This is a genomic window from Nocardioides marmotae (assembly GCF_013177455.1).
Lineage (GTDB): Bacteria > Actinomycetota > Actinomycetes > Propionibacteriales > Nocardioidaceae > Nocardioides > Nocardioides marmotae.
Genome location: NZ_CP053660.1, coordinates 1075185 through 1102128 on the forward strand (window position 1 = coordinate 1075185; position 26944 = coordinate 1102128).

A 26944-nucleotide genomic window follows, 5' to 3' on the forward strand; every position below is an offset into this window, starting at 1 on the left:
GGGGACCATTTATTGCAGAAGTAAAGAAGACCTGCAACAAGTTCCGGCGAACTGAGACCAGTACCTAATGTTCGGGATGTCGCAGGAATCCGTGTCCTGCGCCACAGGGGCCCTCATCGGTGTGCTCCTGCCGGCGAGCTCAGCTCGCCACCTTTAATCATTCCGGAAGGAAACACACGCATGAACAGCAGCGGCATCAAGCGGGGTCTCGCGGTTTCCGCGATCTCCGCTCTCGCGGTGGCCGGTATCCCGGCCCTCGCCTCCCCGGCTTCGGCCGCCCCCGGCGACGTTATCCAGGTCGCCTCGGCTGGTCCGGCCCGTAATGGCGCCACCGCCGCCACCGAGGGCGCAGTCGTCGTCCTCCGCACCTCCGGTGTGGTCGCGGCCGACCTCAAGCTGATCGCGAACGACCTCTCGGGCGTTGCGAACCAGTCTCAGAACAACGGCAACCAGACCCTCGCGATCGTGGGCACCCGGACGACCGTCCTCAACGGCGCGACCGGCGACAGCAACCCGAACGACGGCCTCGACGAGATCACTCTTCGCATCACTGCGACGACCCCCGTCGGCGGCACCGCGGCTTTCACTGTCTTCGAGGACGAGGACACCGACAACGCGGTCGACGGCGGCGAGGCTCGCTCGCAGGTCTCGATCCAGACCGGCGGCGTTCCCACCTCCCTCGAGGTGACCCCGGGCAGCCAGACCGCTCCCGCCGGCACGCCCAGCAGCCCCTATTCCGTGACCGTCCGTGACGCCGCGGGCCGCGCGACCCAGCTGCTCACCGCCGAGACCATCGAGCTCACCTCGACCCCGGGTGGCGTGACGTTCTACCGTCCGGTCGCCGGTGCCGCGCCCGTCGTGGACAGCACGATCACCAGCGAGGAGGCTCGCACCGGCACGGCTACGTTCCTGGCGAGCGCCGCTTCGGGTCAGTTCCTGATCAACCTGGACGGCCCCGGTTCGGCCGAGAGCACCGCGACGCTTGACGTGGTCACCGCCGCAACCGGAATCGCTGCCGCCGAGTTCGACGTCGTCACCGAGGCTGACAGCTACGCCGGATTCGGCGACCGCGGCGACGCCGTCTCCACCCCCGCAGCGGTTGATGTCCGCGTCGACCAGACGGCTGTCCGCATCGACATCCGCTCCTCGGCGCCGGTTGCTGACGCTCGCAAGGGCGCGACGGTTCTCCTGAACCTGACCGGCACGGGGATCACCTTCGGTGGTCGTCCGGCCGGCACGGTCAGCACCGTGCTCGACCAGAACGGCGTCGGCTCGCTCACCATCACGCCCGACGCGGGCACCATCCAGGTTGGCGACTCGATCCGCGTCCAGGGTTCGGGCATCGACACAACCCTGACCTTCGCCCGTGCTCGCCTGACCTCGTCGGCGCCGGAGGCGCAGACCTACGTCGCGAAGGCTGGTGGCTCGGTCGACATCACCGTCACGGCCCGTGACCAGTTCAACCTGCCGATCGCCGGCGCGGCGATCAGCGCGCAGCGTGCTGGTGCGAACAACGACGCCCAGCCGACCGCCCGCAAGGTGACCGACGCGAACGGCAAGGCCACCTTCACCTTCACGGACGCTCGTACGACCCCGGTCGCCAACACGCAGGACATGGTCACCTTCCGTGCCTACACGGACGCGTTTGTTCCGGAGACCGACCCGTCCATCAACAGCTCCGCGACCATCCGCTACACGGCGGAGGGCCTTGGGCAGGACTTCACGCTGAGCCTGGACAGCGTCTCGGCGAACGGCGTGGCGTACAACCCGGCCGACACCGTCATCGTCCCGCTGACCGACGGCGTCGTGAGCACTGGCAATAACGGCACCAACCCCATCGGTGACGAGGTGCTCGCGCTGGGCGTCCTCGGCGGCGACGCGGGTGCGCCGGCGACGGTGACTGTCGACAATGGAGGCGTTCTGCTCCGCGAGGGCGAGGTGCTCCTGCCGCAGGGTTCTGCTTCTGAGTCGATCGTGCTGCCGGCCAGTGCCCTCAACTCGATTCGGGTCGCTGGCACGAAGTCGGGCCTGACCACCGTCACCGTCACCTCGGGTGGCCGCACGAAGACTGCGCAGTTCACGGTCGGCTCCAGCTCCGCTGCAGCTGCCCGCAACGTCTCCGTGAGCGGTCCGGGCGAGGTTCCGGCCAAGACCCAGCAGATCACCTTCACCGCTGTCGTCACCGACGCCTTCGGCAACGGTGTCGCTGGTGTGCCGGCGAACGCGCTGAACGTCCAGGTGTCCGGCCCGGGCGAACTGCAGGACAGCGACGCCGTGACGAACGCTCAGGGTCAGCTCAACCTGAACGTCCGCACTGACGACAACGCTGTCGGCGCGATCACGATCCGCGTCCAGGGGTACCCGAGCTACGGTCAGTTCGGCGCGGCTGCGAACCAGGAGAACTCGGGCAGCCCCGCTGGCGGAGCTCAGGGCCTGCCGGTCTCGTCCGACGAGGCCGAGGCCACGACGACCGTTCTGCCGGGCGACACCACTCCGGGCGACGACCCCGTGCGGATCAAGATCAACGCCGGCATCGACGGCGTCAGCCAGGGCAAGTACGACGTCATCACCGTCACCGCTCGTCGGGCCGGTGCTGACGCCAACGTCCGCCTGTTCCGCGTGAAGGACGGCGTTGCCAAGCGGGTCAAGCAGAAGGTCCTCGGCGAGGACGGCGTTGCGAAGTTCAAGCGCGCCGACCTGAACGGCAACAAGTCCACGCGCTACTACGCGATCGTCGGCAAGACCATTGTCAACTTCGCGGACACGACCAAGAACATCTGGGTCAAGTGACGCTCTGATCTTCGGATCACTTCACGGGTGACCCCCCGGGCCTTCGGGCCCGGGGGGGAGCTCCCACCGGGGGCCTAGCTCCCGCAGCCCCCGGGGCTGCACCCACCGATAGTCGGGACACACAGACGCGGTCCGGGCCATTCTCTGTTTGCCGCTGCGCGAGAATGGTCCGGACCGCCTGTCTCACCCTAGGGCACGCGACCCGCGAGACCCTGACAAGGACGCCGTGCCATGCACGGCGTCCTTCGCATTCGCCAGGTGGACCAGACCGGTCGACACCCATGTCCACCCTGGGTGTGGACACGAGCCACCTCGGTGTGTGCGCCACACGATCCGCGAACAACCACATGGGGAACCACCAACCGGTGCCCTGTGAACGTCGCCGGGAGGTTCCCGGCGAACCGCTCACTCGGAGGTACTCACAGCATGCGAAGCATCGGCTTCAAGCGCGGTCTCGCGGCCGCATCCGTCTCGGCCCTCGCCGTCACCGGCCTTCCCATCGCCGCCTCGGCCACCTCGGTGGCCGACCAGGTCGGCGCAGGGAAGGTCGTCCTGTACAGCCAGTTCAACTCCGGCAACGAGGCCAGCTCCCGGGCCGACGGCACCGACGGCACGATCCGGCTGGCCGCCGGCGCCGGCAGCGACGTCTCCGCCGTGACCTTCTCCTACTCCGTCGGCGGTGGGTACGACACCATCGCGACGGTCAGCGAGCGCAACGACGACGGCCTGTTCACCTCCGAGTGGACGCCGCCCGCCTCGGCGCAGGGCACGACCGTCACGCTGCGCGCAAGCGCCACCGTCGGCGGCAGCACCGTCAACGCGGACCGCGCCAGCGTCGAGGTCGCCGCTCCGGGCGGCACGGCCAACACCGTCAACCTCGCGCAGGGCGCTCAGCTCGGTGTCTTCCAGCAGCCCTACGGCCTGCTCCGCAACGACCAGCTCGTCCGCGTCAGCGGCACGACCTCCGCCACGAGCGGCAACGTCGCGATCTCGCGTCTGGACGGCAACGGCGCTTCCCAGGACTCCGACAACATCCCGGTGACGACAGCGCCCGGCGCGACCACCGGCGTGTTCGCGGGCGCCTACGACATCACCGGCTACCCGTACGCCGAGGGCGCCGTCGACCAGATCGTGCTGGGCGCCGACCGCGACACCGACGACGTCGAGGGCTACACGCTCTACCGCCAGACGATCACCACCGTCGCCGCCAGCGCGGACCGCACCCAGGTGCCCGCCGGCCAGGACGCGACGGTCACGGTCAAGGTCACCGACCAGAACGGCGCGCCCGTCGTCGGCGCCGAGGTCCGCTCGTCCGCGGGGCTGCTCACCCTGCCGCAGTACACCGACGCCGACGGCCTGGCGAGGTTCGACCAGGGCGCCGGCTCGGCGTACTACTACGCCAACGCGACCAACGGCGACTCCTACGAGGAGTCCCTCGGCGACAAGCGCTCGGCCGAGATCGCGGTCACGCAGTACAGCGCGACGCCCGCGAAGCTGCTCGGCGAGTCCGCCGACGGCGCGGCCTTCGACCGCGACGAGTCCGCCGACGGGGACATCACCGTCCAGGTGCAGGACCAGAACGGCAACGACCAGGCCGTGGCGCTGCGCACGGTCCGGTACTACTGGGTGATCACGCCCTTCGACGGGTCGCCCGCGACGGTGCGGTCGCCCGCGACCGGCACCTCGACCACCAGGACCGACCTGAACGGCCAGGCGACCATCCCGCTGCCGGCGGACCAGGAGTCCGGCACCTACGAGCTCTTCGCCGAGCTCGCCGCCGCCCCGCTCATCGGCACGGGGGCCATCGCGAGCAGCAAGGTGCTGACGGTCAAGACCGGCGAGGCGTCGGTCGGGTACGCCGCCGCCGGCCCCGAGCAGGCGACGGCGGGCACCTCGCACGTCGTGACGGGCTCCCTCGAGCTCGAGGACGGCACGGGTCTGGCCGGGCGGCCGATCGCGCTGACGTTCCAGCGCGGCACCGAGTCCGGGCCGGGCGCGGGCACCGCCGGCGACGCCGGGTTCGCCGACGCGTCGGGTGCGGTCACCACGACCCGCACGGTCACCACCGGCAACGACGGCTCGTTCACGGTCACGGTCAAGGACCCGACCGAGAACCCGCAGCCGGAGGAGAAGGGCGGCAACATCGACGCCGTCCCCACCGGCAACACCGACGGTGCCACCAACGACCACGGCGTCGACTTCCTGAAGTCGGTCGCCGCGGGCAAGGTCGAGATCGCGCCGGAGACCCCGCTCAGCCAGGACGGCAAGACCCCCGGCCGGCCGGTCAGCTCGCAGGTCACCGTGTCCAGCGCCGAGGGCGCACCCCTGGCCAACCAGACGGTGACGCTGACCACCGACAAGGGCTTCTTCACGCCGTACGCCGCCACCGCCGCCGAGCTCACCCCCGACCCCGCGCCGGCCGCGGGCAGCGACGCCGGTGAGTTCAAGGACAGCGGCACCTCGATCACCGTCCGCACCGACAACCAGGGCGTGGCCCGCTTCACCCTCGCCATCGAGCGCGACACCGGCTTCGACGACGACGGCAAGGTCGATGCGACCGTGACGGCCACGGTCGGCGGCGTCAACGACACCGAGACCGTCGACTGGACCTCGGCCAACCCGGTCAACGGCGGCAAGGTCCGGGTCGAGCTCGCCCCGGACGCCGCTCAGGAGTCCGGCGTCCTGCCCAAGGCCCCGATCAGCGACGAGGTGTTCTTCGACCTCTTCACCGAGGACCAGTTCGGCAACCTCGTCGGCGGCGAGACCGTCGGCATCTCGGACGACGCTCCCGGCGCGCAGGCCTCGGCGGCGACCGCCCAGTCCGACTTCGCCAAGGACGGCGACTTCTCGGTCACGGCGACCGCCGGCGGGAGCGCCGCGGTCACCGCGAGCTGGCAGACCGAGGCCAACCGGTACAGCGCGGCCACCCCGCCCGTCGCGACGCCGGGCACCGAGACCGTCACCGGCTCGCAGACCGTCGAGTTCTACGAGGTGGACTACGCGGCCTCGACCTTCACCCTCGGGCACAGCGGCGCCGACACCCAGCGCACCGGCTCGACCGTGACGTCGACCTACACGGCGCTGGACCAGAACGGTGAGCCGATCGCCGACCTGTTCGTCCAGTTCTTCCGCAGCGGGCCGGACGGCAACGGCAACGGCGAGGGCAGCCAGACCGGCGGCCTGCTCGGCCAGGACGGCACCCTGGAGTACGTCTTCCAGGGCGGCCGCGCCGGCGTCGCCACCATCACCGCCGTGGGCCGCCAGGGCTCGGCGAACGGGGTGACCGTCCCCGCCGCGCAGCGCACCGACCGGGTCACCTTCACCGGCGGCGGCACCTCGCTGCAGGCCATCGTCGCCAAGCTGACCGGCACGAACCTCGCCAACGGCAAGGACAAGCTGACGATCAAGGCGACGCCGAAGGCCAAGGGCGCCAAGGTCAAGCTGTTCAAGGTCAAGGCCAACGGCAAGCGCGTCCTGGTCTCGACCGGCAAGCTCGGCGCCAAGGGCAAGAAGGCCTTCACGGTCAAGGACACCAACGGCAAGACGCGGACGACGTACATCGCCGTCGTCGCCAAGACCGCCCGCACCAAGGCCGACACCACCGCCAAGACCGCGGTGAAGTGATCGGCTGACCACCCGCACCAAGGAGCGCCCCCGGACCTGATGGTCCGGGGGCGCTGTGCGTCTCGGGCGTCTCGGGCGTCTCGGGCGTCTCGGGCAGCCGGCTCAGCCGGCGGGCCGAGGCACCGCGACGACCCACCGGCGACGCGGGTGCTCGGTGACGGTCCACAGCAGGTCGTCGGCGGGCGACCAGGAGATGTCCTCGGGGCCCATCGGCAGCGCCCAGCGGTGCCGACGGAAGGCGCCGGGGCGGCCGGCGTACAGCGAGCCGGGCGTCCACGGCCCGTGGGAGGCCGTCACCAGGTAGGACCCGCCGCCGGTGACCGCGCCCTGCATGCCGGCCAGCCCGGCGTCGTCGAGGGTGGCGGGGCGGGCGAACCCGTCCTCGCCGAGGACGGGCAGCCCGTCGGCGTCGAGCGGGTAGTGGGCGAACCGGCGGGTCTGCTTGCGCCGGCCGTACTCGCCGGCGAGCAGGCCGGGCGGGTCGACGGAGCGGTCGAGGGAGAGGAAGGAGTAGCGCAGCCGCGCCACGCCCTCCTCGGCGGCGGCCTGGTGGGCCGACCGGACCGGGAGCACCCAGCGGTAGCCGAAGAGCGAGTCGCCCTCGACCGGCGCCCACATCAGGTCGTCGAGCCGGACCGTCACGAACCCCCGCGCGGTCGCGGCGACGTGGATGTACGGCCCGCGCCACACGATCCCGCCGGCGTGGACCCGCAGCGGCTCGAGGTGCACCTCGCCGTCGCGCAGCCGGGGGACGACGAGCAGCACGTGGCGGTAGCGCCGGGTCTCGAGGTCGACGAAGGTCAGCCGCGAGCCCTGGCCACCGTCGTGCGAGGCGGCCTTGGCGTACCAGGAGACGACGAGCACGCGACGGCCGCCCACGAGGCCGGGGCCGTCGGTGGCGTCCGCGGAGGTGGTGATGCCCTGCGGCCACCACAGGGGGTCGCGGCGGTCGGCGGCGTCCCAGGTGAAGGCACGGCGCACCTTCCGGCCGGCCAGCCAGCCGAGCGGGGCGCGGCGGCCCCGCCGGCCCGAGCGGCGTACGTCGTCGAGGAAGTCGGCGAGCGGCACCCGCCCGCCTCCGGAGGGCCCGAGGCGCGCGGCCAGCGCGTCGATCTCGGCGACGTTCTCCGCGGTCCGGGTCAGGTGCACGCCGTGCATGGGACGAATCTAGAGTCGGGACCGTGAGGACCAGGGTCGTCGGCGCCGCCATCGTCCGCGGCGGACGCGTGCTCGCCGCGCGCCGCACCCGCCCCGCGGAGGCCGCGGGGCGCTGGGAGCTGCCCGGCGGCAAGGTCGAGCCGGGGGAGACGGCCGAGCACGCCCTGGTGCGCGAGCTCGACGAGGAGCTCGGCGTCGACGTCGAGGTGGTCCGCTGGCTGGCCGGCGTCGTACCCGTCGGGGAGCGCCACGAGCTCGCCGCCGCGCTGGTGCGGATCGCCGGCGACGCCGAGGAGCCCGAGCCGCGCGACGACACCCACGACCGGCTGCGGTGGCTGGGCCCCGACGAGCTCGACGAGGTCGACTGGCTGGAGCCGGACCGCCCGTTCCTGGCCGAGATCGCCGCCGAGCTGCGGTCGGCCGGCCCGAGCCTGCGGGCGGTGTTCTTCGACGAGGACGACGCCGTCCTGGTCGCCCGCCGGCTGCGCCACGACGGGTACGACGCCGCGGTCGAGCGCGAGCGGCTCGCCGGCGAGGACGACGACGAGGACCACCCCTGGGCGGTGCTGACCGACGCGCCGGCGGTCGCGGTCGAGCTGCTCGTCGACGAGCACGACGGGTGGCTGGATCTCGAGGACGGTGCGGAACACCCCGGCCCGGCGGCGGGTTCACCCCTGGACCTCCCGACGCAGCCGCGCCGGATCAAGCGACCCTAGGATCACCACCATGCCCGACCGCCCCGAGCACCGCCTGCTCCTCGTCCACGCCCACCCCGACGACGAGACCATCGGCCAGGGCGCGACGATGGCCAAGTACGTCGCCGAGGGCCGCGGCGTCACGCTGGTGACCTGCACCGCCGGGGAGATGGGCGAGATCCTGGTCCCCGAGCTCGCCCACCTCGCCGCCGACCAGGAGGACACCCTCGGCGAGCACCGCCGCGGCGAGATCGCCAACGCGATGGCCGAGCTGGGCGTGACCGACCACCGGTGGCTGGGCGGCTTCGGGACCTACCGCGACTCCGGCATGGCCTGGCACCCCGACGGTCACGCGATCGGCGACCCCGAGGTCATCGCCAAGCACCCCAACGCCTTCTGGAACGCCGACCTCACCGAGGCCGCCGACCGCCTCGTGCCGGTCATCCGCGAGGTGCAGCCGCAGGTGCTGGTCACCTACGACCAGTTCGGCGGCTACGGCCACCCCGACCACATCCAGGCCCACCGGGTCGCGATGTACGCCGCGCAGCTCGCGGCCGTGCCGTCGTACCGCCTGGACCTGGGCGAGCCGTGGGAGATCGCGAAGATCTACTGGGGCGCGATGTCGGAGAGCCGGATGCGCCAGGGGCTGCGGATGCTGCGCGAGGCCGGCGACACCACCTCCTTCGAGGGCATGGACCCCGACGGGCCGCTGCCGCCGTTCGTCACCGCCGACGAGAACCTCGCCGCCGGCGTGGACGCCACCGACTACGTCGACCGCAAGATGGCCGCGCTCCGGGCCTACCCGACGCAGGTGACCACCGATGGGCCGTTCTTCGCGCTGAGCAACAACGTCGGCGCGACCGCGTGGGGCCTGGAGTTCTACCGGATCGCGAAGGGCGAGCTGGGCCCGCTCGGCGAGGACGGTCTCGAGACCGACCTCTTCGCGGGCCTCTGACCGCCGGATGAGGGCCCTGGTCGCCGTCGCGCTGCTGGTCGGCTCCGCGGCGCTGGGCGTCGTGGTCGCGATCGCCGCGGTGGCCGTGCACCAGCTGTGGTGGGGCCTGCTGCTCGGCGCGGCCGCCTCCCTGGCCGCCGTGGTCGCGCTCCCCGCGCGCTGGTCGACCCGGCCCCCCTTCGCCCTGGGGTACGCCGCCGTGCTGGCCGCCGCGGTCCAGCGACGGCCCGAGGGTGACTACCTCGTCCCGGCCGACGCCTCCGGCTACCTGCTCCTCGGCCTGGCGCTGGTGCTGCTCGTGGTCGCCTTCGCGACGCTCCCGCGCCCGGGTCGGGCCCGCCCGTAGCCCCGCCCGGGAGCGGCCCCCGCGGGCGGCCCGGCGCGCCCGGACCGGACGGGCCCCGGCCGAGGCGCTCGGCTTTCCTAGGATGGCCCGCGTGAGCGAGCCCCAGACTGCCCCGTCCCGCGAGAAGGCCGGCGGTCGGGCCGTCCTCCTCGTCCTGCTCGGGCTGGTGGTGCTCGTCGGCGCCGGCTGGGGCCTCGCCTACGCCTTCGCCGGTGACAAGGTGCCCCGCGGGACGACCGTCGCCGGGGTCCGGATCGGCGGGCAGGCGCCCGACGAGGCGGTGCGCACGCTGCGCGAGGGCCTCGCCGAGCGCGCCGACCGGCCGTTCACGCTGACCGCCGACGGCCGGACCTTCGAGCTGGACCCGGTCGCCGCCGGGGTCGCGGTCGACCACGAGGCGTCGGTCTCCGAGGCCGGCGGTGGCCGGTCCTGGGACCCGCGGCGGCTGTGGGCCTACTACACCGACGGCGACGACCTCGACGCCGTCGTCACCATCGGCAAGGTCTCGCTCCTCGAGGCGCTGGCCCCGGTCGAGAGCGAGGTCGGCCGGGCCGCCCGCGACGGCGCGGTCCGGTTCGAGGCCGGCCGGGTCGTCACCCGCGACCCGCGCCCGGGGGAGGCGATCGACGTCGAGCGGCTCCGCGACGACCTCGAGGCGGCGTACCTCTCCGAGGACCCGACCGTCGAGCTGGTGCTGGTCGAGGTCGAGCCGGACATCGACACCGCCGACGTCCGGGCGGCGGTCGAGGAGTTCGCCAACCCGGCCGCCTCGGGCCCGGTGACGCTGGTCTTCGGCGACTCGCCGGTCCAGCTGCGGCCCCGCGACTACACCCCGGTCCTCGCGCTGGTCGCCCAGGACGGTGCGCTGGTCCCCGAGGTCGACGAGGACGGGCTCGAGGAGCTCGTCGGCGACGCCGTCGGGGACGAGGGCGCCCCGGTCGACGCCACGGTGGCGCTGCGCGGCGGCAAGCCGCGGGTGGTGCCGGCCAAGCCGGGCGTCCGCTACGACCCCGAGGACGTCCGCGAGACCTTCCTCGACCTGGTCACCCGCGACGAGGGCGATCGCCGCGTCGAGGTCGAGGCCCAGGTCGCCGAGCCGGAGTTCACCACCGCCGACGCGCGCAAGCTGCGGATCAAGGAGAAGGTCTCGACCTTCACGACCTACTACCCCCACGCGGAGTACCGCAACGTCAACATCGGCCGCGCCGCTGAGCTGGTCGACGGCACCGTGCTCAAGCCGGGGGAGACCTTCTCCCTCAACGACACCGTCGGCGAGCGCACCGTCGAGAACGGCTTCACCGACGGGTTCGTCATCAGCGACGGCATCCTCGTCGAGGACCTCGGCGGCGGCGTCTCGCAGATGGCGACCACGCTGTTCAACGCGATGTTCTTCGCCGGGCTCGAGGACGTCGAGCACAAGCCGCACTCCTTCTACATCGACCGCTACCCGGTCGGGCGCGAGGCGACGGTCGCCTGGGGCGCGGTCGACCTGCGCTTCCGCAACGACACCCCCCACGGCGTGCTCATCGAGGCCAGGGTCGACCCGAGCACCCCCGGCGGCCAGGGCGTCGTCACCGTGTCGATGTGGTCGACCAAGGTCTGGGACATCACGACCACCACCTCGGAGCGCTACGCGTTCACGCCGCCGAAGACGCGCACGCTCGACACCGACGACTGCTACCCGAACTCCGGCTACTCCGGGTTCCGGGTCGACGTGGTGCGCTACTTCCGCAAGCCCGGGCAGGACGAGGTGGTCAAGCGCGAGGAGTTCAACACGACGTACACCCCCTCGGACACGGTGGTCTGCAAGTAACCACCGGGAGCCGGCGTCGTTGGTCTAGACGTGCGTGCATCCCTCGCGGCCGCTGCCTCGGCCCTCCTGCTCCTGCTGGCCCCGCTCGCCCTCGTCGGGGCCGGCCCCGCCGGCACCGCCGCGGCGGCGTCCACCGGCTTCCCGCTGCCGCTGCCGGGCGGGCCCGGCGACCCGGTGGGCGCCAACGACTGGGGCTGCCGCCCGACGGCCGAGCGGCCCACGCCGGTGGTCCTCGTGCACGGCACGATCGGCGACCGCCGCAGCTTGCTCGACCCGCTGTCGGCGGCCGTCAAGGGCGCGGGGTTCTGCGTGTTCTCCCTCGACTACGGCAACCGCGGCACCGGCGACATCGCCGCCTCGGCGAAGCAGCTGAAGGCGTTCACGAACCGCGTGCTGGCGGCGACCGGGGCGAGCAAGGTGTCGATGGTCGGGCACTCCCAGGGCGGGATGATGCCGCGCTACTACATCAAGTTCCTCGGCGGCGCGACGGTCGTCGACGACCTCGTCGGCCTCGCCCCGTCCAACCACGGCACGGTGCTGACCGGCGGCACGGCGCTCGCGATCCTCACCGGTCCGCTCTTCGAGGGCATCTGCGTGGCGTGCAACCAGCAGGCGGTCGGCTCGGACTTCCTGCGGCGGCTCAACGCCGGCGACGAGACGCCCGGGAAGGTCAGCTACACCCAGGTGACGACGCGGTACGACGAGGTCGTGGTGCCGCACCTCTCGGGCTACCTGCGCCCCGGCCCGCGCACGACCAACACCACCATCCAGGACTCCTGCCCCGGCGACCCCGCCGAGCACCTGCTCATCCCGATGAGCCGCACCGCGATCGCCTGGACGCTCGACGCGCTGACCCGGCCCGGGCCCGCGCGCAAGGACTTCCGCCCGGCCTGCTGAGCCCGGCCCGGCTAGCGGCCCGCCGAGGTGGCGCCGTCCAGCGCGAGGTAGCGGTACCGGTGGTGCTCCACGAACCCCAGTCGGTCGTAGAGCCCCAGTGCCGCGACGTTGTCGCCGAGCACCTGGAGGTACGCCGTCGTGGCGCCCTGCTCCGCGCCCCACTCGAGCAGCGCCGCCATCACCCGCAGGCCGAGCCCCTGCCGCCGTCGGTCGGGGTCGACCTCGACGCTGCGGAAGCCCACCCAGTCCCGGTCGTACGCCGCCACGCCGCTTGCCCCAGGGAGGCCGGCCCGCACCACCCCGGGCGCCTCCTCGACCAGCTCGAACTCCGCGCCCCCACCGGGTCCGCCGGCGATGTCGCGCAGCGCGCGCCGCGCGGCCGCGACGCCGGCGACGGAGAACACCGTGTCCGCCTCGTCGCTCTCGGCCGTCCAGCCCAGCCCGCGCAGGAGGTCCTCCTGGGGGCTGTCGACCAGCACCGCCGCGATCGGCCGGCCGGTGGTGGCGGCGTAGAACGCGACCGTCCGCTCGACCGCGTCCGCGACGCCGGGGTCCCCGGGGTCGGTGAAGGCGAGCACGGAGTTGGCCCGCCGGTTGGGCGAGGTGGGGGAGTGTCGCAGCAGCCACGCACCGACCGGCTCGGTCACCAGGTCCGGCCACAGCGCGAGCGCGCGCAGCTGGGCCTCCCGCGGCTCGACCCGCAGGCGATGGCTGGGCCGGGGCGGCACCGGCTTGCCCGAGACGATGTCGGCCAGCGCGATCCGCACCGGCTCGGGGAGCGGCCGGTCCGCGCGCGCGTCGGGCTGCAGCACGCACCAGCCCTCGGGGCCGGAGGTCCACGCCAGGCAGGTGCCCAGCACGTCGGTCAGCGCGGGCCCGCCGCTCGGGCCGACCTCTCCGCGCACCACGCGGCGTACCACCACGCGCTGCCCGACGACGTGCGGGCCCAGCAGGTGCCGGCCCACGGGGGGAGGGGCGTCCACGCCCACATGCTGGGGTTCTGTCGGATCGGCCACGACCGGATACTAGGGTTGACCGAGTACGTGCATCCCTTTGCGCCCAGGAGGACCCGGTGACCTACGTCATCTCGCAGCCGTGTGTCGATCTGAAGGACCGCGCGTGCGTCGACGAGTGTCCCGTCGACTGCATCTACGAGGGCAAGCGGATGCTCTACATCCACCCCGACGAGTGCGTCGACTGCGGTGCGTGCGAGCCGGTCTGCCCCGTCGAGGCGATCTTCTACGAGGACGACGTGCCGGAGCAGTGGAAGGACTACTACACCGCGAACGTCGGCTTCTTCGACGACCTCGGCTCGCCCGGCGGCGCCGCCAAGATGGGCGAGATCGACAAGGACCACCCGTTCATCGCGGGTCTCGAGCCGCAGAACCAGGACCACTGAGCACTTCCTTGGGCACTTCCTCGGGCACCTCCTTGAGCACTTCCTCGGGCGTCTCCTCGCGGCTGCCGGACTTCCCCTGGGACCACCTGGTCCGGTACGCCGAGCAGGCCCGCCAGCACCCTGACGGCATCGTCGACCTCTCGGTCGGCACGCCGGTCGACCCCACCCCGGAGGTCGTCCAGCAGGAGCTGCGCGCGGCCGCGGACTCCCCGGGCTACCCGCTGACGATCGGCCGCGCCGAGACCCGGCAGGCGGCCCTGGACTGGCTGGCGCGCAAGCACGGCGTCACCGGCCTCGGGCTGGACCAGGTGCTGCCGGTGATCGGCTCCAAGGAGCTGATCGGCTCGATGGCGGTCCACCTCGGGATCGGGCCGGGCGACCTCATCGGCTACCCCGAGCTGGCCTACCCGACCTACGAGGTCGGCGCGGCGCTCGCCGGCGCCCGGTCCGTGGCGACCGACTCCCTGACGGCGTTCGGGCCCGAGGTGCCGAAGCTGCTCTGGCTGAACTCCCCGTCGAACCCCACCGGCCGCGTCCTGCCGGTCGAGCACCTGCGCAAGGTGGTCGAGTGGTGCCGCGAGCGCGGCACGATCCTCGTCTCCGACGAGTGCTACCTGGAGTGCGCCTGGGAGGCCGAGCCGGTCTCGGTGCTGCACCCCGACGTCTGCGGCGGCTCCGCCGAGGGCATCCTCGCGGTGCACTCGCTCTCCAAGCGCTCCAACCTCGCGGGCTACCGCTGCGCCTTCGTCGCCGGCGACGCCGCGCTGGTCGGCGAGCTGCTCGCCGTCCGCAAGAACCTCGGCCTCCAGATGCCCGGCCCGCAGCAGCGGGCGATGGCCGCCGCCCTCGACGACGACGACCACGCCGTCGAGCAGCACACGCGGTACGCCGCGCGGCGCCGCGTGCTGCGCGACGCCCTGGAGGGCGCAGGGTTCCGCGTCGACCACTCCGAGGCGTCGCTCTACCTGTGGAGCACCCGCGACGAGGACTGCTGGGACACCGTCGCGGCGCTGGCCGAGCGCGGGATCCTCGTCGCGCCCGGCTCGTTCTACGGCCCGGCCGGCAACCGGCACGTCCGGGTGGCGTTCACCGCCACCGACGAGCGGGTCGCCGCCGCCGCCGCACGCCTGGCCTGACCGGCCTCCCTCGTCACTCCGACGAGGCGTCCGGGGCCGGTGACCCGGGGGCCGCGGGGTCGACCGCCTGGGCCGGACCCGGCGGCGGGCCGTCCACGACGGCCGGGGGCGGCGCGGGATCGGCCAGCGCGGAGAGGTAGCGCAGCACGACCGCGGCCACCGCGGTGAGCGGGACCGCCAGGAACGCGCCGGCGATGCCGAACAGGGTCGAGCCGAGGGTCACGGCGAGGATCACCACGCCGGCGTGGAGCTGCATGGCGCGGGACTGCAGCCACGGGTGCAGCACGTTGCCCTCCAGCTGCTGGACGACGAGGATCACGACCAGCAGGATCAGGGCGCCCTTGAACCCGACGGAGACCAGCGCCACCAGCACCGCGATGGCGCCGGCCAGGACGGCTCCGATGATCGGCACGAAGCCGCCGAAGAAGGTCAGCACCGCGAGCGGCAGCACCAGCGGCACGCCGATCACCGCCAGCGCGATGCCGATGAGCACGGCGTCGATGAGGCTGACGAGCGCTTGGGCCCGCACGAAGCCGCCGAGGGTGGTCCACATCTGGTCGAGGACCGCGTCGACGTGGCCGCCGACCCGGGGGCCGGTCATCCGCGCCGCCCACGGCCGGAACCGGTGGCCGTCCTTGAGGAAGAGGAAGGTCAGCACCAGCGTCAGCAGGAGCGTCACCAGCCCGGAGGTGATCGTGTTGACCCCCGACAGCAGCCCGTTCGCGATCGAGCCGGCGCTGTTCTGCAGGCGCTCCCGGCCCTCGGAGAGCGCGTCGGTGACCTGCTTCTCGGTGACCAGTTCGCGCTCGACGGCCCAGTCCTCGAGCTTCTCCAGCCCCTGCGCCGCGTCGGAGGCGATCCGGTCGCCCTGACCGGCGACCGACGGCGCGAAGCCGGCGATCACGCCTCCCACGACCACCAGCGTGCCGATGACGACCAGGCCGGCCGCGGCGGCGCGGGGGAGCTTCACGCGACGTACGAGGAAGCCGACAGCGGGTGCGAGGACCGAGGCCACGATCAGCGCGAGCAGCACCGGGAAGAGCGCCGACCACACCATGCCGACCAGCCAGCCGAGGACGGCGATCGCCAGGGCGACGCCGACCCAGCGCCACGACCAGGTGCCCAGCCAGGCGAGCCCGGTGCCGATCCGCCGCTCGCGCAGGCGGGGATCGACGGCCTCGATCGTGGTGGCGGAGGGCGGGACGTCGGGGGAGTCTGAGGTCACGCCGGTCGGTACCCGCCCGCCGCCGCCGTCAGGCAGGCGCCCGATCAGGAGGCCAGGTCGCGCAGCAGGTGGTCGGCGCCGTCGGGGGTGAGGTGGGGAGAGGCGGCGGGACGGACCTAGTCGAAGACGTCGACGTGCACGTGGTCGCGGTGCTCGAGGACCGCCCGGTCACCGGACCGCGCGGGTGGGTCGTAGTCGCGCCACCCCGAGCCGGAGCGCCAGCCGCTCTTCCAGATCCGGCCGTCGAAGATGACCGTCTGCACGTCGAGCCGGTCGGCCATGGCGACGAGGTAGTGCGCGACCGCCCAGCCGCGGACCTTGTTGGCGTCGTTGACCGGCCGGAAGAAGATGTCGACCGCCCGCCCGTCGTAGTGGGTCGAGCCCTTCATGTGGCCCTCGCGGACGCCACCGGGGGCGAACCCGCCGAGCGACTGCTGGCCGAAGACGTTCTCGACCTCGCGACGCACCTTCTCCGCGCGCCGCACCAGCCCGGAGGCGGTCAGCTCGTCGGAGGCCTCCTCGGCGTCGTCGTCGATCGTGCAGGTGAAGGTCGCCCGGGAGTTGCCGGTCAGCGCCGAGGCCAGCACGCGCGCGTCGTCCTCGTGGTCGGCGTAGGCGTCCGGGAAGCCCGAGCGCTGGACGGTCTGGGCGGCGACGGTCACCTCCATCGCCTCGTAGCCCGAGACGTCGGCGAGCTCGTCGTAGAACTTGTTGGCGGCGTACACCGGGTCGAGCACCTCCTCGGGCGAGCCCCACCCCTGCGAGGGCCGCTGCTGGAAGAGCCCCAGGGAGTCGCGGTCGCCGTAGTCGATGTTGTAGAGCTCCGACTCCTGGTACGCCGTGGCCAGCGCGATCGTCGCGGCGCGCGCCGGCATCCCGCGACCGATGGCGATGCCGGTGATCAGCGCGGCGTTCTCCGCCTGCTCCACGTCGAGCTCGACCGTGCGCCCGTCGACCGTGGCGACGCACTGCTCGGAGCCGAGGAACGGCGTGGAGTCGCGCAGCACGTCCCAGCCTAGGTACGCCGTCACACCCAGAGCCGCCGCGCCGAGCAGCGCGACGCCCGTCCCCACCCTCATGGGGCCAGTCTCCGGGTGCGGTGAAACGCGCTCAGCCGGGGGATCAGTTGGGGGATCAGCTGGGGGATCAGTTGGCGTGCAGGGCGGCGTTGAGCTCGACACCCTCGCTGCGCCACGGCACGGCCTCGACGGCGCCGGTCACCGAGTTGCGGCGGAACAGCACGTTGCTGGTGCCGGAGAGCTCGAGTGCCTTGACGACCTTCGGCTTGCGGTCCATGTCGCTGACGGTGACCTTGGTGCCGGCGGTGACGTAGCAGCCGGCCTCGACGACGCAGTCGTCCCCGAGGGAGATGCCCAGGCCGGCGTTGGCGCCGAGCAGGCAGCGCCGGCCGATGGAGATGACCTGCGTGCCGCCGCCGGAGAGCGTGCCCATGATCGAGGCGCCGCCACCGACGTCGGAGCCGTCCCCGACGAGCACGCCGGCGGAGATCCGGCCCTCGACCATCGAGGCGCCGAGCGTGCCGGCGTTGAAGTTCACGAAGCCCTCGTGCATGACCGTGGTGCCCTCGGCCAGGTGGGCGCCGAGGCGGACGCGGTCGGCGTCGGCGATGCGTACGCCGCTGGGCAGGACGTAGTCGACCAGGCGGGGGAACTTGTCGACACCGTGCACGGTCACGTGCTGGCCGGCCGCGCGCAGCCGGGCCCGGGTCAGCTCGAAGCCCTCGACCGCGCACGGGCCGGCCGAGGTCCACACGACATTGGCCAGCAGCCCGAAGATGCCGTCCAGGGAGATCGTGTGCGGCACGACCAGCCGGGTGCTGAGCAGGTGCAGCCGCAGCCAGACGTCCTCGGTCGAGGCCGGCGCGGCCTGCAGGTCGGCGATCTCGACGGTGCGGACCTCGCGGACCACGCGGCGTACCTCGTCGCGACCCTCGAGCGCGGACAGCTCGGCGGGCACCTCGGCCCCGTCGCGCTCGCCGAGCGCGGGCTGGGGGAACCACACGTCCAGCACGGTCCCGTCGTCGGTCACGGTCGCGAGGCCATGGCCCCAGGCGGTGGTCGGCTTGGCGGTGGCGGCTGCGTCGGTCACGTCGCCCGATCCTACCGGCGGGCCCGCTCACGCCACCCTCGTCCTCCACGTCGCGGTCTACCGTCGAGGGATGGTCACCCGTGTCGCACTGGCGCTCGGCTCGGGCGGCGCGCGGGGGTACGCCCACCTGGGCGCGGTCCGGGCGCTGCGCGAGCGCGACTGCGAGCTGGTCGCCGTCGCGGGGACCTCGATGGGCGCCCTGGTGGGCGGGCTCGCGGCCGCCGGGCGGGCCGAGGACTTCGCGCGGTGGGCGACCGCGCTGACCCGGCGCGACGTCCTCTGGCTGCTCGACCCCTCGATCGCCTCCCGCGGGATGATCACCGCGGACCGGCTGATCGACGCCCTCGCCGACATCATCACCGACCAGGCCATCGAGGACCTGGCCGTGCCGTTCACGGCGGTCGCCACCGACCTCGCCGCCCGCCGCGAGGTGTGGTTCCAGCACGGCCCGCTGCGGGCCGCGCTGCGCGCCTCCATCGCGATCCCCGGGGTCTTCACCCCGGCCATGCTCAACGGCCGGCTCCTCGTCGACGGCGGCCTGACCAACCCGGTCCCGGTCGAGCCGACCGCCGCGGTCCCCTCCGACCTGACCGTCGCGGTCGAGCTCACCGGCCCCCGCCGGGTGCGCGAGCCCGACACCCCGCGGCGGGATTCCGCGGCCCCCCAGCGCCTCGAGGAGTGGCGCGAGCGGTGGCGGCGCACGCTCGCCACGCTGACCGGCCGTGAGGAGCAGAACGTGGCGGACGCCGAGGTCGACCAGCTGGCCGGCCCGGGGCCGGGCACCGGCTGGGGGACCGAGCGGCTCCCCGCCGACCTCGGGCTGCTGGACCTGACCGCGCAGTCCTTCGAGGTGATGCAGGCGCTGGTGGGCCGCTACCGGATGGCCGCGCTGCCCGCGGACGTGCTCGTCACGGTCCCGGTCGACGCCTGCGGGACGATGGACTTCCACCGGGCCGCCGAGATGATCGACCTCGGCCACCGGCTCACCGGCGAGGCCCTGGACGCGGCCGGGGTCGTCGTGCGTCGCGGAGTGTGACTCCTCACAGGCGCCGCGCGGGGCCCCGGAGTGTCAGCGTTCTCACGCCCGCTCGGCTTCTCATCATGTGGGATGGCGTGTTTAGCGTGGAGGACATGAGCGTCCAGTTCCCCTACCTGATGTCCTCGGGACGCATCGGTCCCATGGCCCTCGCCAACCGCATCGTCCTGCCGGCGATGGACATGAACGTCTCCGAGCACGGCGAGATCGAGCAGACCGAGATCGACCACTACGTCGCCCGTGCCGCCGGCGGCGCCGGCCTGGTGATCACCGGCGCCTGCGCGATCGCCTTCCCCCACGGGGCGGCGTCCATGAAGGAGCCCGGTCTCTCCGACGATCGCTACATCCCGGGCCTCAAGGCGCTCGCCGACGCGATCCACGCCGCCGGCAGCAAGCTGTGCATCCAGTCCACCCACCACGGCAAGGTGGCGCGCGTCGACGTCGCCAACGACCGCCCCGTGCTGGCCCCGAACCAGCCGGACTACAGCTACGACCTGTCCGCGCTGGCCGACAGCACCCCCAGCGAGCTGGCCCGGATGGGCGCCGCGACCGCCGGGAAGCCGACCGTCTACCAGGAGATGACCCACGACGACATCGCCTGGCTGGTCACCACCTGGGCCGACGCCGCCGAGCGCGTCGCGAAGGCCGGAGCGGACGCGATCGAGATCCACGTCGCGCACGGCTACATCCTCGGCGTCTTCCTCAACCGCCGCGACAACCAGCGCACCGACGAGTACGGCGGCCCGCTGGTCAACCGCGCCCGGCTGGCCTGCGAGGTCATCGCCGCGGTCAAGGAGCGGGTGGGCGACCGGCTCGCGGTGCTGGTCCGGGTCGCCGGCGAGGAGTACGGCCAGGACGGCGGCCTGTCGCTGCCGGAGTCGATCGAGGCCGCCGAGCTCTTCGAGGCCGCCGGCGCCGACGCGATCCACGTGACCGGCTGGGGCCGCAACCCCTTCGACAACTTCACCGACGGCCCGCTGCCCGCCCGGGTCGGCGCCTACCTCGACAACGCCGCCGAGATCAAGAAGCACGTCGGGATCCCGGTCATCGCCGTGGGCCGGATGCTGCCGGAGGTCGCGGAGAAGGCGATCGCCAAGGGACGGATCGACTACGCGGCGATGGGACGCCAGCTGCTGGCCGACCCCGAGCTGCCGAACAAGCTCCGCGACGGGCGCTTCGACGAGGTCCGCCCCTGCATCAACTGCTACCTGTGCGTGGCCGAGAACTTCTTCGACGACACCCCCTTCTGCGCGGTCAACCCCGCGCTCGGCAACGAGGGGCTGCTCCCGCTGGAGCCCGCCGCGGAGCCCAAGCACGTGGTCGTCGTCGGTGCCGGCCCGGCCGGCCTGGAGAGCGCCCGGGTGCTCAGCGAGCGCGGCCACCGCGTCACCGTGGTCGACAAGGCCGACCGGCTCGGCGGCACCATGTGGTTCTCCACGATGACCACCCCGGACAACGAGCGGCTGCTGCGCTGGCTGCGCTCGGAGGTCGAGCGCCTCGGCATCACGGTGCAGCTGGGCACCCCCGCCACCGTCGAGACGATCCGCGCGCTGCGCGCCGACCACGTCGTCGTGGCCACCGGCGCGGTCCGCCCGAAGCCCGAGCTCCCCGGCGGCGACCTGCCGATCGTGCAGACCGGCGACACCCTGCGTGCGCTGATGCTCGGCACCGCCACCGCCGAGGAGGCCGGGCCGGTGCTGCGCACCCTCGGCAAGCTCGGGCGCGTCTCCGGTCTCACCAAGCGTCCCGGCGTCGTGCGCCAGCTGACCAAGGCCTTCCTGCCGATGGGCAAGGACGTCGTGGTGATCGGCGGGTCCCTGGTCGGCCTCGAGCTCGCCGAGTTCCTCGCCGAGCGCGGCCGCCGGGTGACCCTGCTGCACGAGCAGCAGCAGCTCGGCCTGCCGCTGGCGATGCCGCGCCGCTGGACCGCCGTACGACACGCCACCGAGCACGGCGTGCAGATCCACCGCAACGTCTCGATCACCCGGATCACCGAGACCGGCGTCGAGTGGACCGAGGGCGACCAGACCCACTCCGCCCCCGCCGACATGGTGGTCTACGCGGACGGCACCACCTCCGCGGCGCCGCTGGCCGACGAGCTGCGGGCCGCCGGCTTCAGCGTCGACGTGGTCGGTGACGCCGGCGAGGTCAACTACATCCACGGCGCCATCCACTCCTCGTGGAAGGCGGCCACCACCGTCTGAGTCGCTCGCATCTGGGCGACCGAGTAGCCACTCGCCCCTGTCCGGCCGACGCCGGGCAGGGGCGAGTGCTGTCTCACTGCCCGCTCACTGCCCGGTGCGCCCGTCGAGGCACTCGCGCAGCAGGTCGGCGTGCCCGACGTGGCGGGCGTACTCCTCCAGCACGTGCACGATCACGTCGCGGACCTCGGTGCGCTCCTCCGGGGCGCCCGGATCGTCGAGGAGGCGGTCCCAGTCCTCGGCGGCGTACACCGCGTCGGCCGCGGCGCCGACCTGTCGCCAGGTCGCCCAGGCCTCCGCGACCACGGCCGGATCCGGGCTGCCGCCGTGCAGGTCGGCCTGCCGGTCCTCGGGGGTCCGGTAGAGCTGGGGGGTGTCCACGCCGCGCAGCACCCGCACCGTCCAGTGGTGCTCCATCTGGGCGAGGTGGCGCAGCAGGCCGAGCAGCGAGAGCGTGGAGGGCGGCACCGCGCGCCGGGCCATCTGCTCGGCGTCGAGGTCCTGGCACTTCAGCTCGAAGGTCAGGCGGTAGTTGCGCAAGTACTGCAGCACCGTCCCCTGCTCGCCGCGTGAGGGGGAGAGGTCGCGGGGGTCCGCGGCGGGGTCGAGCCACCTGTCACTCATCTCCGCATCCGAGCAGCACGACCGGTGCGGGTCAAGCCTTCGGGACGACCCGGCCCGCGCCGGTGGGCCACCATGGGCCCGGGAGGTGAGCTGTCGATGCGTCCGGTCTTCGTGCTCCACGAGCACCAGCAGCCCCGCCACCACCTCGACCTGCGGCTCGAGGAGGACGGGGTGCTCCGCTCGTGGGCGGTGCCGAAGGGGCTCCCGACCGACCCCCGGCACGACCGGCTCGCCGTGGAGGTGCCCGACCACGACCTCGACCACGCGGCGTACACCGACGAGGACAAGGCCATCGCCGACCACGGCTGGTGGGAGCTGGTCGACCGCACCGAGCGGCGCTTCGTCTTCGTGCTGCACGGGGAGGCCGGCAGCCGGCGCTACGCGCTGATCCGCACCTCGCGGGCCGGGGGCCGGGACTGGCTGCTCCACCTCACGCGCGAGCAGCCCTGAGCGGTTGACCTGCTCGTTCCTGGCCGGTCAGTCCTGGCCCTCGGTCCGGAGCACCTCGCCGGACGCCGCGTCGACGGCGACGGTCTGCTCGGTCGCGAGCTCCCCGTCGACCTCGACCTCCCAGACGGCCGTCGGGTCGCCCGACTCCAGGTCCAGGGCGGTGACCGCGCCGTCCGGCACCGTGGTCCGGGCCGCCTCGACCGCGCCCGCGGGGTCGACCGTGGCCTCGGCCAGCAGCCGCTTCCACTCCTGGCGGTCCTCGGCGTCCTCGCGGTCCTTGACCGGGTCGCCGGTCACGCGGGAGCCGTCGCTGGCGACGGTCAGGTCGAAGCGCGCGCCGCCGGCGTCCACGACCTCGGCCTCCCATCCCCGCGGCTCCTGGTCCAGGGAGACGAGTCGTCCGCCCGGGACCGCACCGGCGGCGGTCGCGGCGGCGTCGAGCACCACCGCGTCGTCGGCGACGGTCGGCGAGGCCTCGGTCGACAGGGCGTCGGTCGGGGAGGTGCTGGGGGAAGTGCTCGGCGAGGCACTCGGCGAGGCGGAGGTCGAGGTGTCGGTGGCGTCGTCGCCGTTGTCGTCGTCCCCGCAGGCGACCAGCCCGAGGAGGAGCGGCGCCGCGACCAGTGCGGCCAGGGCTGAGGTGCGGGCGGTGCGGGTCGTACGTCGGATGCTCATCGTGCCTCCGGGGGAGAGGGGAAACCTCCATCGTCTGCCGCGCGCCCAAACCCCTGCCCCAACGCCCGCCCTGACCCCGTCCGGTCCGGTCCGGTCCGGTCCCCTGGCGGGATAGTCCGCCACCAGTGCGCCCTCAACCGGACCAGGAGGGGCCGAGGCGTGACGGACTACCCCAGCTACGAGGCGGCGGCTGCCGCGCCCCGGGAACCCGTTGTGCACGAACGAGGAGGAGGACCTACCCTGGGACCACAGGCGTTCGAGCCGTCATCAGCGGCGAGCCTCCGGAAGAACGGGACGCGAGTCCTCAGTAGAACCGGACGGGTGGGCCCGTCACAGCCTCCAGATGAGCGGCCGGCCCAGCAGCAGCGGGGCGGCAAGCAGGGTGGTACCGCGGTCGGTGACGATCGTCCCTGCAGTCCCGAGAAGGCCAGAGCCCGGAGCTGCAGGAGCAACGATGACGTACCCGAAGGTGTCCACCTCCGAGACCGGCGTGCCGGCGAGCCCGAAGTTCCCGGCCATCGAGGAGCGGGTGCTCGCCTACTGGCACGCCGACGGCACCTTCCAGGCCAGCATCGACCAGCGCGATCCCGGCGCCGACGGCGGCAACGAGTTCGTCTTCTACGACGGCCCGCCCTTCGCCAACGGCCTGCCGCACTACGGCCACCTGCTCACCGGCTACGTCAAGGACATCGTCCCGCGCTACCAGACGATGCGCGGCAAGCGCGTCGAGCGCCGCTTCGGCTGGGACACCCACGGCCTGCCCGCCGAGCTCGAGGCGATGCGCCTCAACGGCATCAAGACCACCGACGAGATCGTCGAGATGGGCATCGACCGGTTCAACGAGGCGTGCCGCGAGTCGGTGATGAAGTACACCGGCGAGTGGCGCGACTACGTCACCCGCCAGGCGCGCTGGGTCGACTTCGACCACGACTACCGGACCATGAACCCCGAGTACATGGAGTCGGTCATCTGGGCCTTCAAGAGCCTGCACGACAAGGGCCTGGTCTACGAGGGCTTCCGCGTCCTGCCCTACTGCTGGAACGACGAGACGCCGCTGTCGAACCACGAGCTGCGCATGGACGACGACGTCTACCAGAACCGGCAGGACCCGGCGGTCACCGTCGGCTACGACATCACCACCGAGGGCGAGCTGAAGGGCGCCAAGCTGCTCGTCTGGACGACCACGCCGTGGACGCTGCCGAGCAACCTCGCGGTCATGGTCGGCTCCGAGATCGACTACGTCGCGGTCGAGGCCGACGGGGTGCGCTACGTGCTCGCCGAGGCCCGCCTGGCGTCGTACGCCCGGGAGCTCGGGGAGAGCCCGGACGTCGTGTGGCGCGGCAAGGGCACCGACCTGCTCGGCCTGACCTACACCCCGCCGTTCGCCTACTACCTCGGCCACGAGCGCGCCTTCCGCGTGGTCGCGGCCGACGACGCGGTCACCACCACCGACGGCACCGGGCTGGTCCACACCGCCGGCGCGTTCGGTGAGGTCGACAAGGAGGTCACCGACCGCGAGGGCATCGAGCCGGTGATGCCGGTCGGCAAGGACGGGCGGTTCACCCACCCCGTCGAGGAGTACGCCGGCATGCAGGTCTTCGACGCGAACCTCCACATCCTCGACCACCTCAAGGCCGCCACGCGCGGGGAGCAGGGCGAGGCGATCGGGTCGGTCACGCCGGGCACGGTGCTGCTGCGCCGCGAGACCTACGACCACTCCTACCCGCACTGCTGGCGCTGCCGCGAGCCGCTGATCTACAAGGGCGTCTCCTCGTGGTTCGTCGAGGTCACCGCGATCAAGGAGCGGATGCTCGAGCTGAACCAGCAGATCCGCTGGGTGCCCGAGCACATCAAGGACGGCCAGTTCGGCAAGTGGCTGGCCAACGCCCGCGACTGGTCGATCACCCGCAACCGGTTCTGGGGCAGCCCGGTCCCGGTGTGGAAGAGCGACGACCCGGCGTACCCCCGCATCGACGTCTACGGCTCCTTCGCCGAGCTCGAGCGCGACTTCGGCACGCTGCCGCGCAACAAGGACGGCGAGCCGGACCTGCACCGCCCCTACGTCGACCAGCTGGTCCGCCCGAACCCCGACGACCCGCGCTCGCCGGAGGAGGGGCAGTCGATGATGCGGCGCGTCACCGACGTGCTCGACGTCTGGTTCGACTCCGGCTCGATGAGCTTCGCCCAGAACCACTACCCGTTCGAGAACGCCGACTGGTTCGACGGCACGGCGGAGAAGAAGGGCCACTTCCCCGGCGACTTCATCGTCGAGTACATCGGCCAGACCCGCGGCTGGTTCTACACCCTGCACGTCCTGGCGACCGCGCTGTTCGACAAGCCGGCCTTCCAGTCGTGCATCAGCCACGGCATCGTGCTGGGCAGCGACGGCAACAAGATGAGCAAGTCGCTGCGCAACTACCCCGACGTCAGCGAGGTCTTCGACCGCGACGGCGCGGACGCGATGCGCTGGTTCCTGATGTCCAGCCCGATCCTGCGCGGCGGGAACCTGGTCGTCACCGAGCAGGGCATCCGCGACTCGGTGCGCCAGGTGATGATCCCGCTGTGGAACAGCTGGTACTTCTTCCAGCTCTACGCCAACGCCGCCAACGACGGCCAGGGGTACGACGCCCGGTGGTCCACCGACTCCCAGGACCCGCTCGACCGCTACCTGCTGGCCAAGCTGCGCCAGTACGTCGCCACGATGACCACCCAGCTCGACGAGTACGCCGTCGCCGACGCGTGCGAGACGACCCGGTCCTTCCTCGACGTGCTCACCAACTGGTACATCCGGCGCTCGCGCGACCGCTTCTGGGGTGACTCCACCGAGGCCTTCGACACCCTCTACACGGTGCTCGAGGTGGTCTGCCGGACCATCGCCCCGCTGCTGCCGCTGACCACCGAGGAGGTCTGGCGCGGGCTCACCGGCGAGCGCTCGGTGCACCTGGCCGACTGGCCCGACGTCGAGGCGCTCCCGGCCGACGACGCGCTCGTGGCCGCGATGGACCAGGTCCGCGAGGTCTGCTCGGCCACGTCCGCGCTGCGCAAGGCCGGCAGCCTGCGCAACCGGCTGCCGCTCTCCACGCTGACCGTGGTCGTCGACGACCCGGCCGCGCTCGGCGGGTTCGAGGGGATCGTCGCCGACGAGGTCAACGTCAAGCGGGTGCGCCTGCTGGCCGCGGACTCCGAGGAGGCGGCGTCGTACGGCGTGGAGCAGAAGCTGACCGTCAACGCCCGCGCCGCCGGACCGCGGCTCGGCAAGGACGTGCAGCGGGCGATCAAGGGCTCCAAGAGCGGTGACTGGTCGGTGGCCGAGGACGGCACCGTCGTCTCCGGCGGGCTGGCGCTGCAGGAGGGGGAGTACACCCTGGAGACCGTCGCCGGCTCCGCCGACGCGAGCTCGGCCACCGGCGTGCTGCGCAGCGGCGGGTTCGTCGTGCTCGACACCGAGGTGACCCCCGAGCTGGCCGCCGAGGGCCTGGCCCGCGACCTGGTCCGCCAGGTGCAGCAGGCCCGGCGCGACGCCGGCCTGGAGGTCTCCGACCGGATCGCCCTCACGGTCGCCGGCCCGGCCGACGTGCTCGCCGCGGCGCAGACCCACCGCGACCTGCTCACCTCCGAGACCCTGGCCACCTCCCTCGACCTCGCCCCCTCCGACTCCGCCGACCCCCAGGTGACGGTCGCCAAGGCCTGACTCCCTCAACCGCCGAGTCGGCACTTCTGGCTCGCCGAGTCGGCACTTCTGGACAGCCGAGTCGGCGGTTGTGGTCGGTCGAGTCGGCAGTTCTGAACGGCACCCGCCAGAACTGCCGAC

Annotated in this window: 20 protein-coding genes; 13 read left to right on the forward strand and 7 right to left on the reverse strand. The window is 72.7% G+C overall.

Features of this window, described 5'->3' with window-relative positions; genetic code table 11:
* Positions 1–180 precede the first annotated feature (180 nt).
* Together HPC71_RS05125 and HPC71_RS05130 are read left to right on the forward strand one after the other, a co-directional pair.
* Positions 181–2790, forward strand: a complete 2610-nt coding sequence (locus HPC71_RS05125) for a beta strand repeat-containing protein (protein WP_154613960.1) — start codon at positions 181–183, stop codon at positions 2788–2790.
* Positions 2791–3216: 426 nt separating this feature from the next.
* Positions 3217–6414, forward strand: coding sequence for a hypothetical protein (locus HPC71_RS05130; RefSeq protein ID WP_154613961.1), 3198 nt, complete (start codon positions 3217–3219; stop codon positions 6412–6414).
* A 102-nt stretch (positions 6415–6516) separates the two neighbouring features.
* Here the strand turns inward: HPC71_RS05130 and HPC71_RS05135 are convergent, their stop codons facing one another.
* The gene (locus HPC71_RS05135; RefSeq protein ID WP_154613962.1) at positions 6517–7572 is read right to left on the reverse strand and encodes a hypothetical protein; all 1056 of its coding nucleotides are present in this window, start codon (positions 7570–7572) and stop codon (positions 6517–6519) included.
* Between the two features lie 23 nt (positions 7573–7595).
* Between HPC71_RS05135 and HPC71_RS05140 the strand changes: the two genes are divergently transcribed.
* The 5 genes from HPC71_RS05140 to HPC71_RS05160 all read left to right on the forward strand — a co-directional run bounded on the left by HPC71_RS05140 (position 7596) and on the right by HPC71_RS05160 (position 12278).
* Positions 7596–8288, forward strand: a complete 693-nt coding sequence (locus HPC71_RS05140; RefSeq protein ID WP_171896227.1) for a (deoxy)nucleoside triphosphate pyrophosphohydrolase — start codon at positions 7596–7598, stop codon at positions 8286–8288.
* A 10-nt stretch (positions 8289–8298) separates the two neighbouring features.
* Positions 8299–9222 carry an N-acetyl-1-D-myo-inositol-2-amino-2-deoxy-alpha-D-glucopyranoside deacetylase gene (gene mshB / locus HPC71_RS05145; RefSeq protein ID WP_154613963.1) on the forward strand — a complete coding sequence of 308 codons (924 nt, stop codon included), beginning with the start codon at positions 8299–8301 and terminating at the stop codon, positions 9220–9222.
* A 7-nt stretch (positions 9223–9229) separates the two neighbouring features.
* Complete coding sequence (locus tag HPC71_RS05150) at positions 9230–9568, forward strand: hypothetical protein (RefSeq protein ID WP_154613964.1); 339 nt, start codon at positions 9230–9232, stop codon at positions 9566–9568.
* Between the two features lie 91 nt (positions 9569–9659).
* Complete coding sequence (locus HPC71_RS05155; RefSeq protein ID WP_154613965.1) at positions 9660–11381, forward strand: VanW family protein; 1722 nt, start codon at positions 9660–9662, stop codon at positions 11379–11381.
* Positions 11382–11411: 30 nt separating this feature from the next.
* Positions 11412–12278, forward strand: coding sequence for an esterase/lipase family protein (locus HPC71_RS05160; RefSeq protein ID WP_253943907.1), 867 nt, complete (start codon positions 11412–11414; stop codon positions 12276–12278).
* Positions 12279–12289: 11 nt separating this feature from the next.
* Here the strand turns inward: HPC71_RS05160 and HPC71_RS05165 are convergent, their stop codons facing one another.
* A complete protein-coding gene (locus HPC71_RS05165) occupies positions 12290–13261 on the reverse strand; it encodes a GNAT family N-acetyltransferase (protein ID WP_154613966.1) in 972 nt (323 codons plus the stop codon).
* An 89-nt stretch (positions 13262–13350) separates the two neighbouring features.
* Between HPC71_RS05165 and fdxA the strand changes: the two genes are divergently transcribed.
* A complete protein-coding gene (gene fdxA / locus HPC71_RS20865) occupies positions 13351–13677 on the forward strand; it encodes a ferredoxin (protein WP_187811229.1) in 327 nt (108 codons plus the stop codon).
* A gap of 32 nt (positions 13678–13709) precedes the next feature.
* Positions 13710–14813, forward strand: coding sequence for a succinyldiaminopimelate transaminase (gene dapC / locus HPC71_RS05170; protein WP_154613967.1), 1104 nt, complete (start codon positions 13710–13712; stop codon positions 14811–14813).
* Positions 14814–14826: 13 nt separating this feature from the next.
* Here the strand turns inward: dapC and HPC71_RS05175 are convergent, their stop codons facing one another.
* From HPC71_RS05175 to dapD, 3 genes are all read right to left on the reverse strand, one after another.
* On the reverse strand, positions 14827–16038 hold the full coding sequence (locus tag HPC71_RS05175; protein ID WP_154613968.1) for an AI-2E family transporter: 1212 nt from the start codon (positions 16036–16038) through the stop codon (positions 14827–14829).
* Between the two features lie 116 nt (positions 16039–16154).
* Entirely contained in the window at positions 16155–17117 is a 963-nt protein-coding gene (locus HPC71_RS05180) for a VldE C-terminal domain-containing protein (protein ID WP_154613969.1), read from the reverse strand.
* Positions 17118–17184: 67 nt separating this feature from the next.
* Entirely contained in the window at positions 17185–18147 is a 963-nt protein-coding gene (dapD, locus tag HPC71_RS05185; RefSeq protein WP_171896230.1) for a 2,3,4,5-tetrahydropyridine-2,6-dicarboxylate N-succinyltransferase, read from the reverse strand.
* 70 nt (positions 18148–18217) lie between these two features.
* Between dapD and HPC71_RS05190 the strand changes: the two genes are divergently transcribed.
* Entirely contained in the window at positions 18218–19183 is a 966-nt protein-coding gene (locus tag HPC71_RS05190) for a patatin-like phospholipase family protein (RefSeq protein ID WP_154613970.1), read from the forward strand.
* A gap of 95 nt (positions 19184–19278) precedes the next feature.
* Positions 19279–21387 (forward strand): NAD(P)/FAD-dependent oxidoreductase, encoded by a 2109-nt coding sequence (locus tag HPC71_RS05195; RefSeq protein WP_154613971.1) that lies wholly within the window; start codon positions 19279–19281, stop codon positions 21385–21387.
* Positions 21388–21471: 84 nt separating this feature from the next.
* On the opposite strand, the gene HPC71_RS05200 is transcribed toward HPC71_RS05195, so the two are convergent.
* A complete protein-coding gene (locus HPC71_RS05200; RefSeq protein WP_154613972.1) occupies positions 21472–22008 on the reverse strand; it encodes a mycothiol transferase in 537 nt (178 codons plus the stop codon).
* Between the two features lie 96 nt (positions 22009–22104).
* Between HPC71_RS05200 and HPC71_RS05205 the strand changes: the two genes are divergently transcribed.
* A complete protein-coding gene (locus tag HPC71_RS05205) occupies positions 22105–22458 on the forward strand; it encodes a DNA polymerase ligase N-terminal domain-containing protein (protein ID WP_154613973.1) in 354 nt (117 codons plus the stop codon).
* 27 nt (positions 22459–22485) lie between these two features.
* On the opposite strand, the gene HPC71_RS05210 is transcribed toward HPC71_RS05205, so the two are convergent.
* Positions 22486–23133 carry a PepSY domain-containing protein gene (locus tag HPC71_RS05210; protein WP_154613974.1) on the reverse strand — a complete coding sequence of 216 codons (648 nt, stop codon included), beginning with the start codon at positions 23131–23133 and terminating at the stop codon, positions 22486–22488.
* A 454-nt stretch (positions 23134–23587) separates the two neighbouring features.
* Here HPC71_RS05210 and ileS point away from each other — a divergent pair, with 454 nt between their 5' ends.
* Positions 23588–26824 carry an isoleucine--tRNA ligase gene (ileS, locus tag HPC71_RS05215; protein WP_154613975.1) on the forward strand — a complete coding sequence of 1079 codons (3237 nt, stop codon included), beginning with the start codon at positions 23588–23590 and terminating at the stop codon, positions 26822–26824.
* The last annotated feature ends 120 nt before the right edge of the window (positions 26825–26944 follow it).

Bases quoted from the DNA above. Each gene is read 5' to 3' on its own strand.
- HPC71_RS05125 (WP_154613960.1), top strand. From the start codon at position 181: ATGAACAGCAGCGGCATCAAGCGGGGTCTCGCGGTTTCCGCGATCTCC.
- HPC71_RS05130 (WP_154613961.1), top strand. From the start codon at position 3,217: ATGCGAAGCATCGGCTTCAAGCGCGGTCTCGCGGCCGCATCCGTCTCG.
- HPC71_RS05135 (WP_154613962.1), bottom strand. From the start codon at position 7,572: ATGCACGGCGTGCACCTGACCCGGACCGCGGAGAACGTCGCCGAGATC.
- mshB (WP_154613963.1), top strand. From the start codon at position 8,299: ATGCCCGACCGCCCCGAGCACCGCCTGCTCCTCGTCCACGCCCACCCC.
- HPC71_RS05150 (WP_154613964.1), top strand. From the start codon at position 9,230: ATGAGGGCCCTGGTCGCCGTCGCGCTGCTGGTCGGCTCCGCGGCGCTG.
- HPC71_RS05180 (WP_154613969.1), bottom strand. From the start codon at position 17,117: ATGAGGGTGGGGACGGGCGTCGCGCTGCTCGGCGCGGCGGCTCTGGGT.
- HPC71_RS05190 (WP_154613970.1), top strand. From the start codon at position 18,218: ATGGTCACCCGTGTCGCACTGGCGCTCGGCTCGGGCGGCGCGCGGGGG.
- HPC71_RS05195 (WP_154613971.1), top strand. From the start codon at position 19,279: ATGAGCGTCCAGTTCCCCTACCTGATGTCCTCGGGACGCATCGGTCCC.
- HPC71_RS05200 (WP_154613972.1), bottom strand. From the start codon at position 22,008: ATGAGTGACAGGTGGCTCGACCCCGCCGCGGACCCCCGCGACCTCTCC.
- HPC71_RS05205 (WP_154613973.1), top strand. From the start codon at position 22,105: ATGCGTCCGGTCTTCGTGCTCCACGAGCACCAGCAGCCCCGCCACCAC.
- HPC71_RS05210 (WP_154613974.1), bottom strand. From the start codon at position 23,133: ATGAGCATCCGACGTACGACCCGCACCGCCCGCACCTCAGCCCTGGCC.
- ileS (WP_154613975.1), top strand. From the start codon at position 23,588: ATGACGTACCCGAAGGTGTCCACCTCCGAGACCGGCGTGCCGGCGAGC.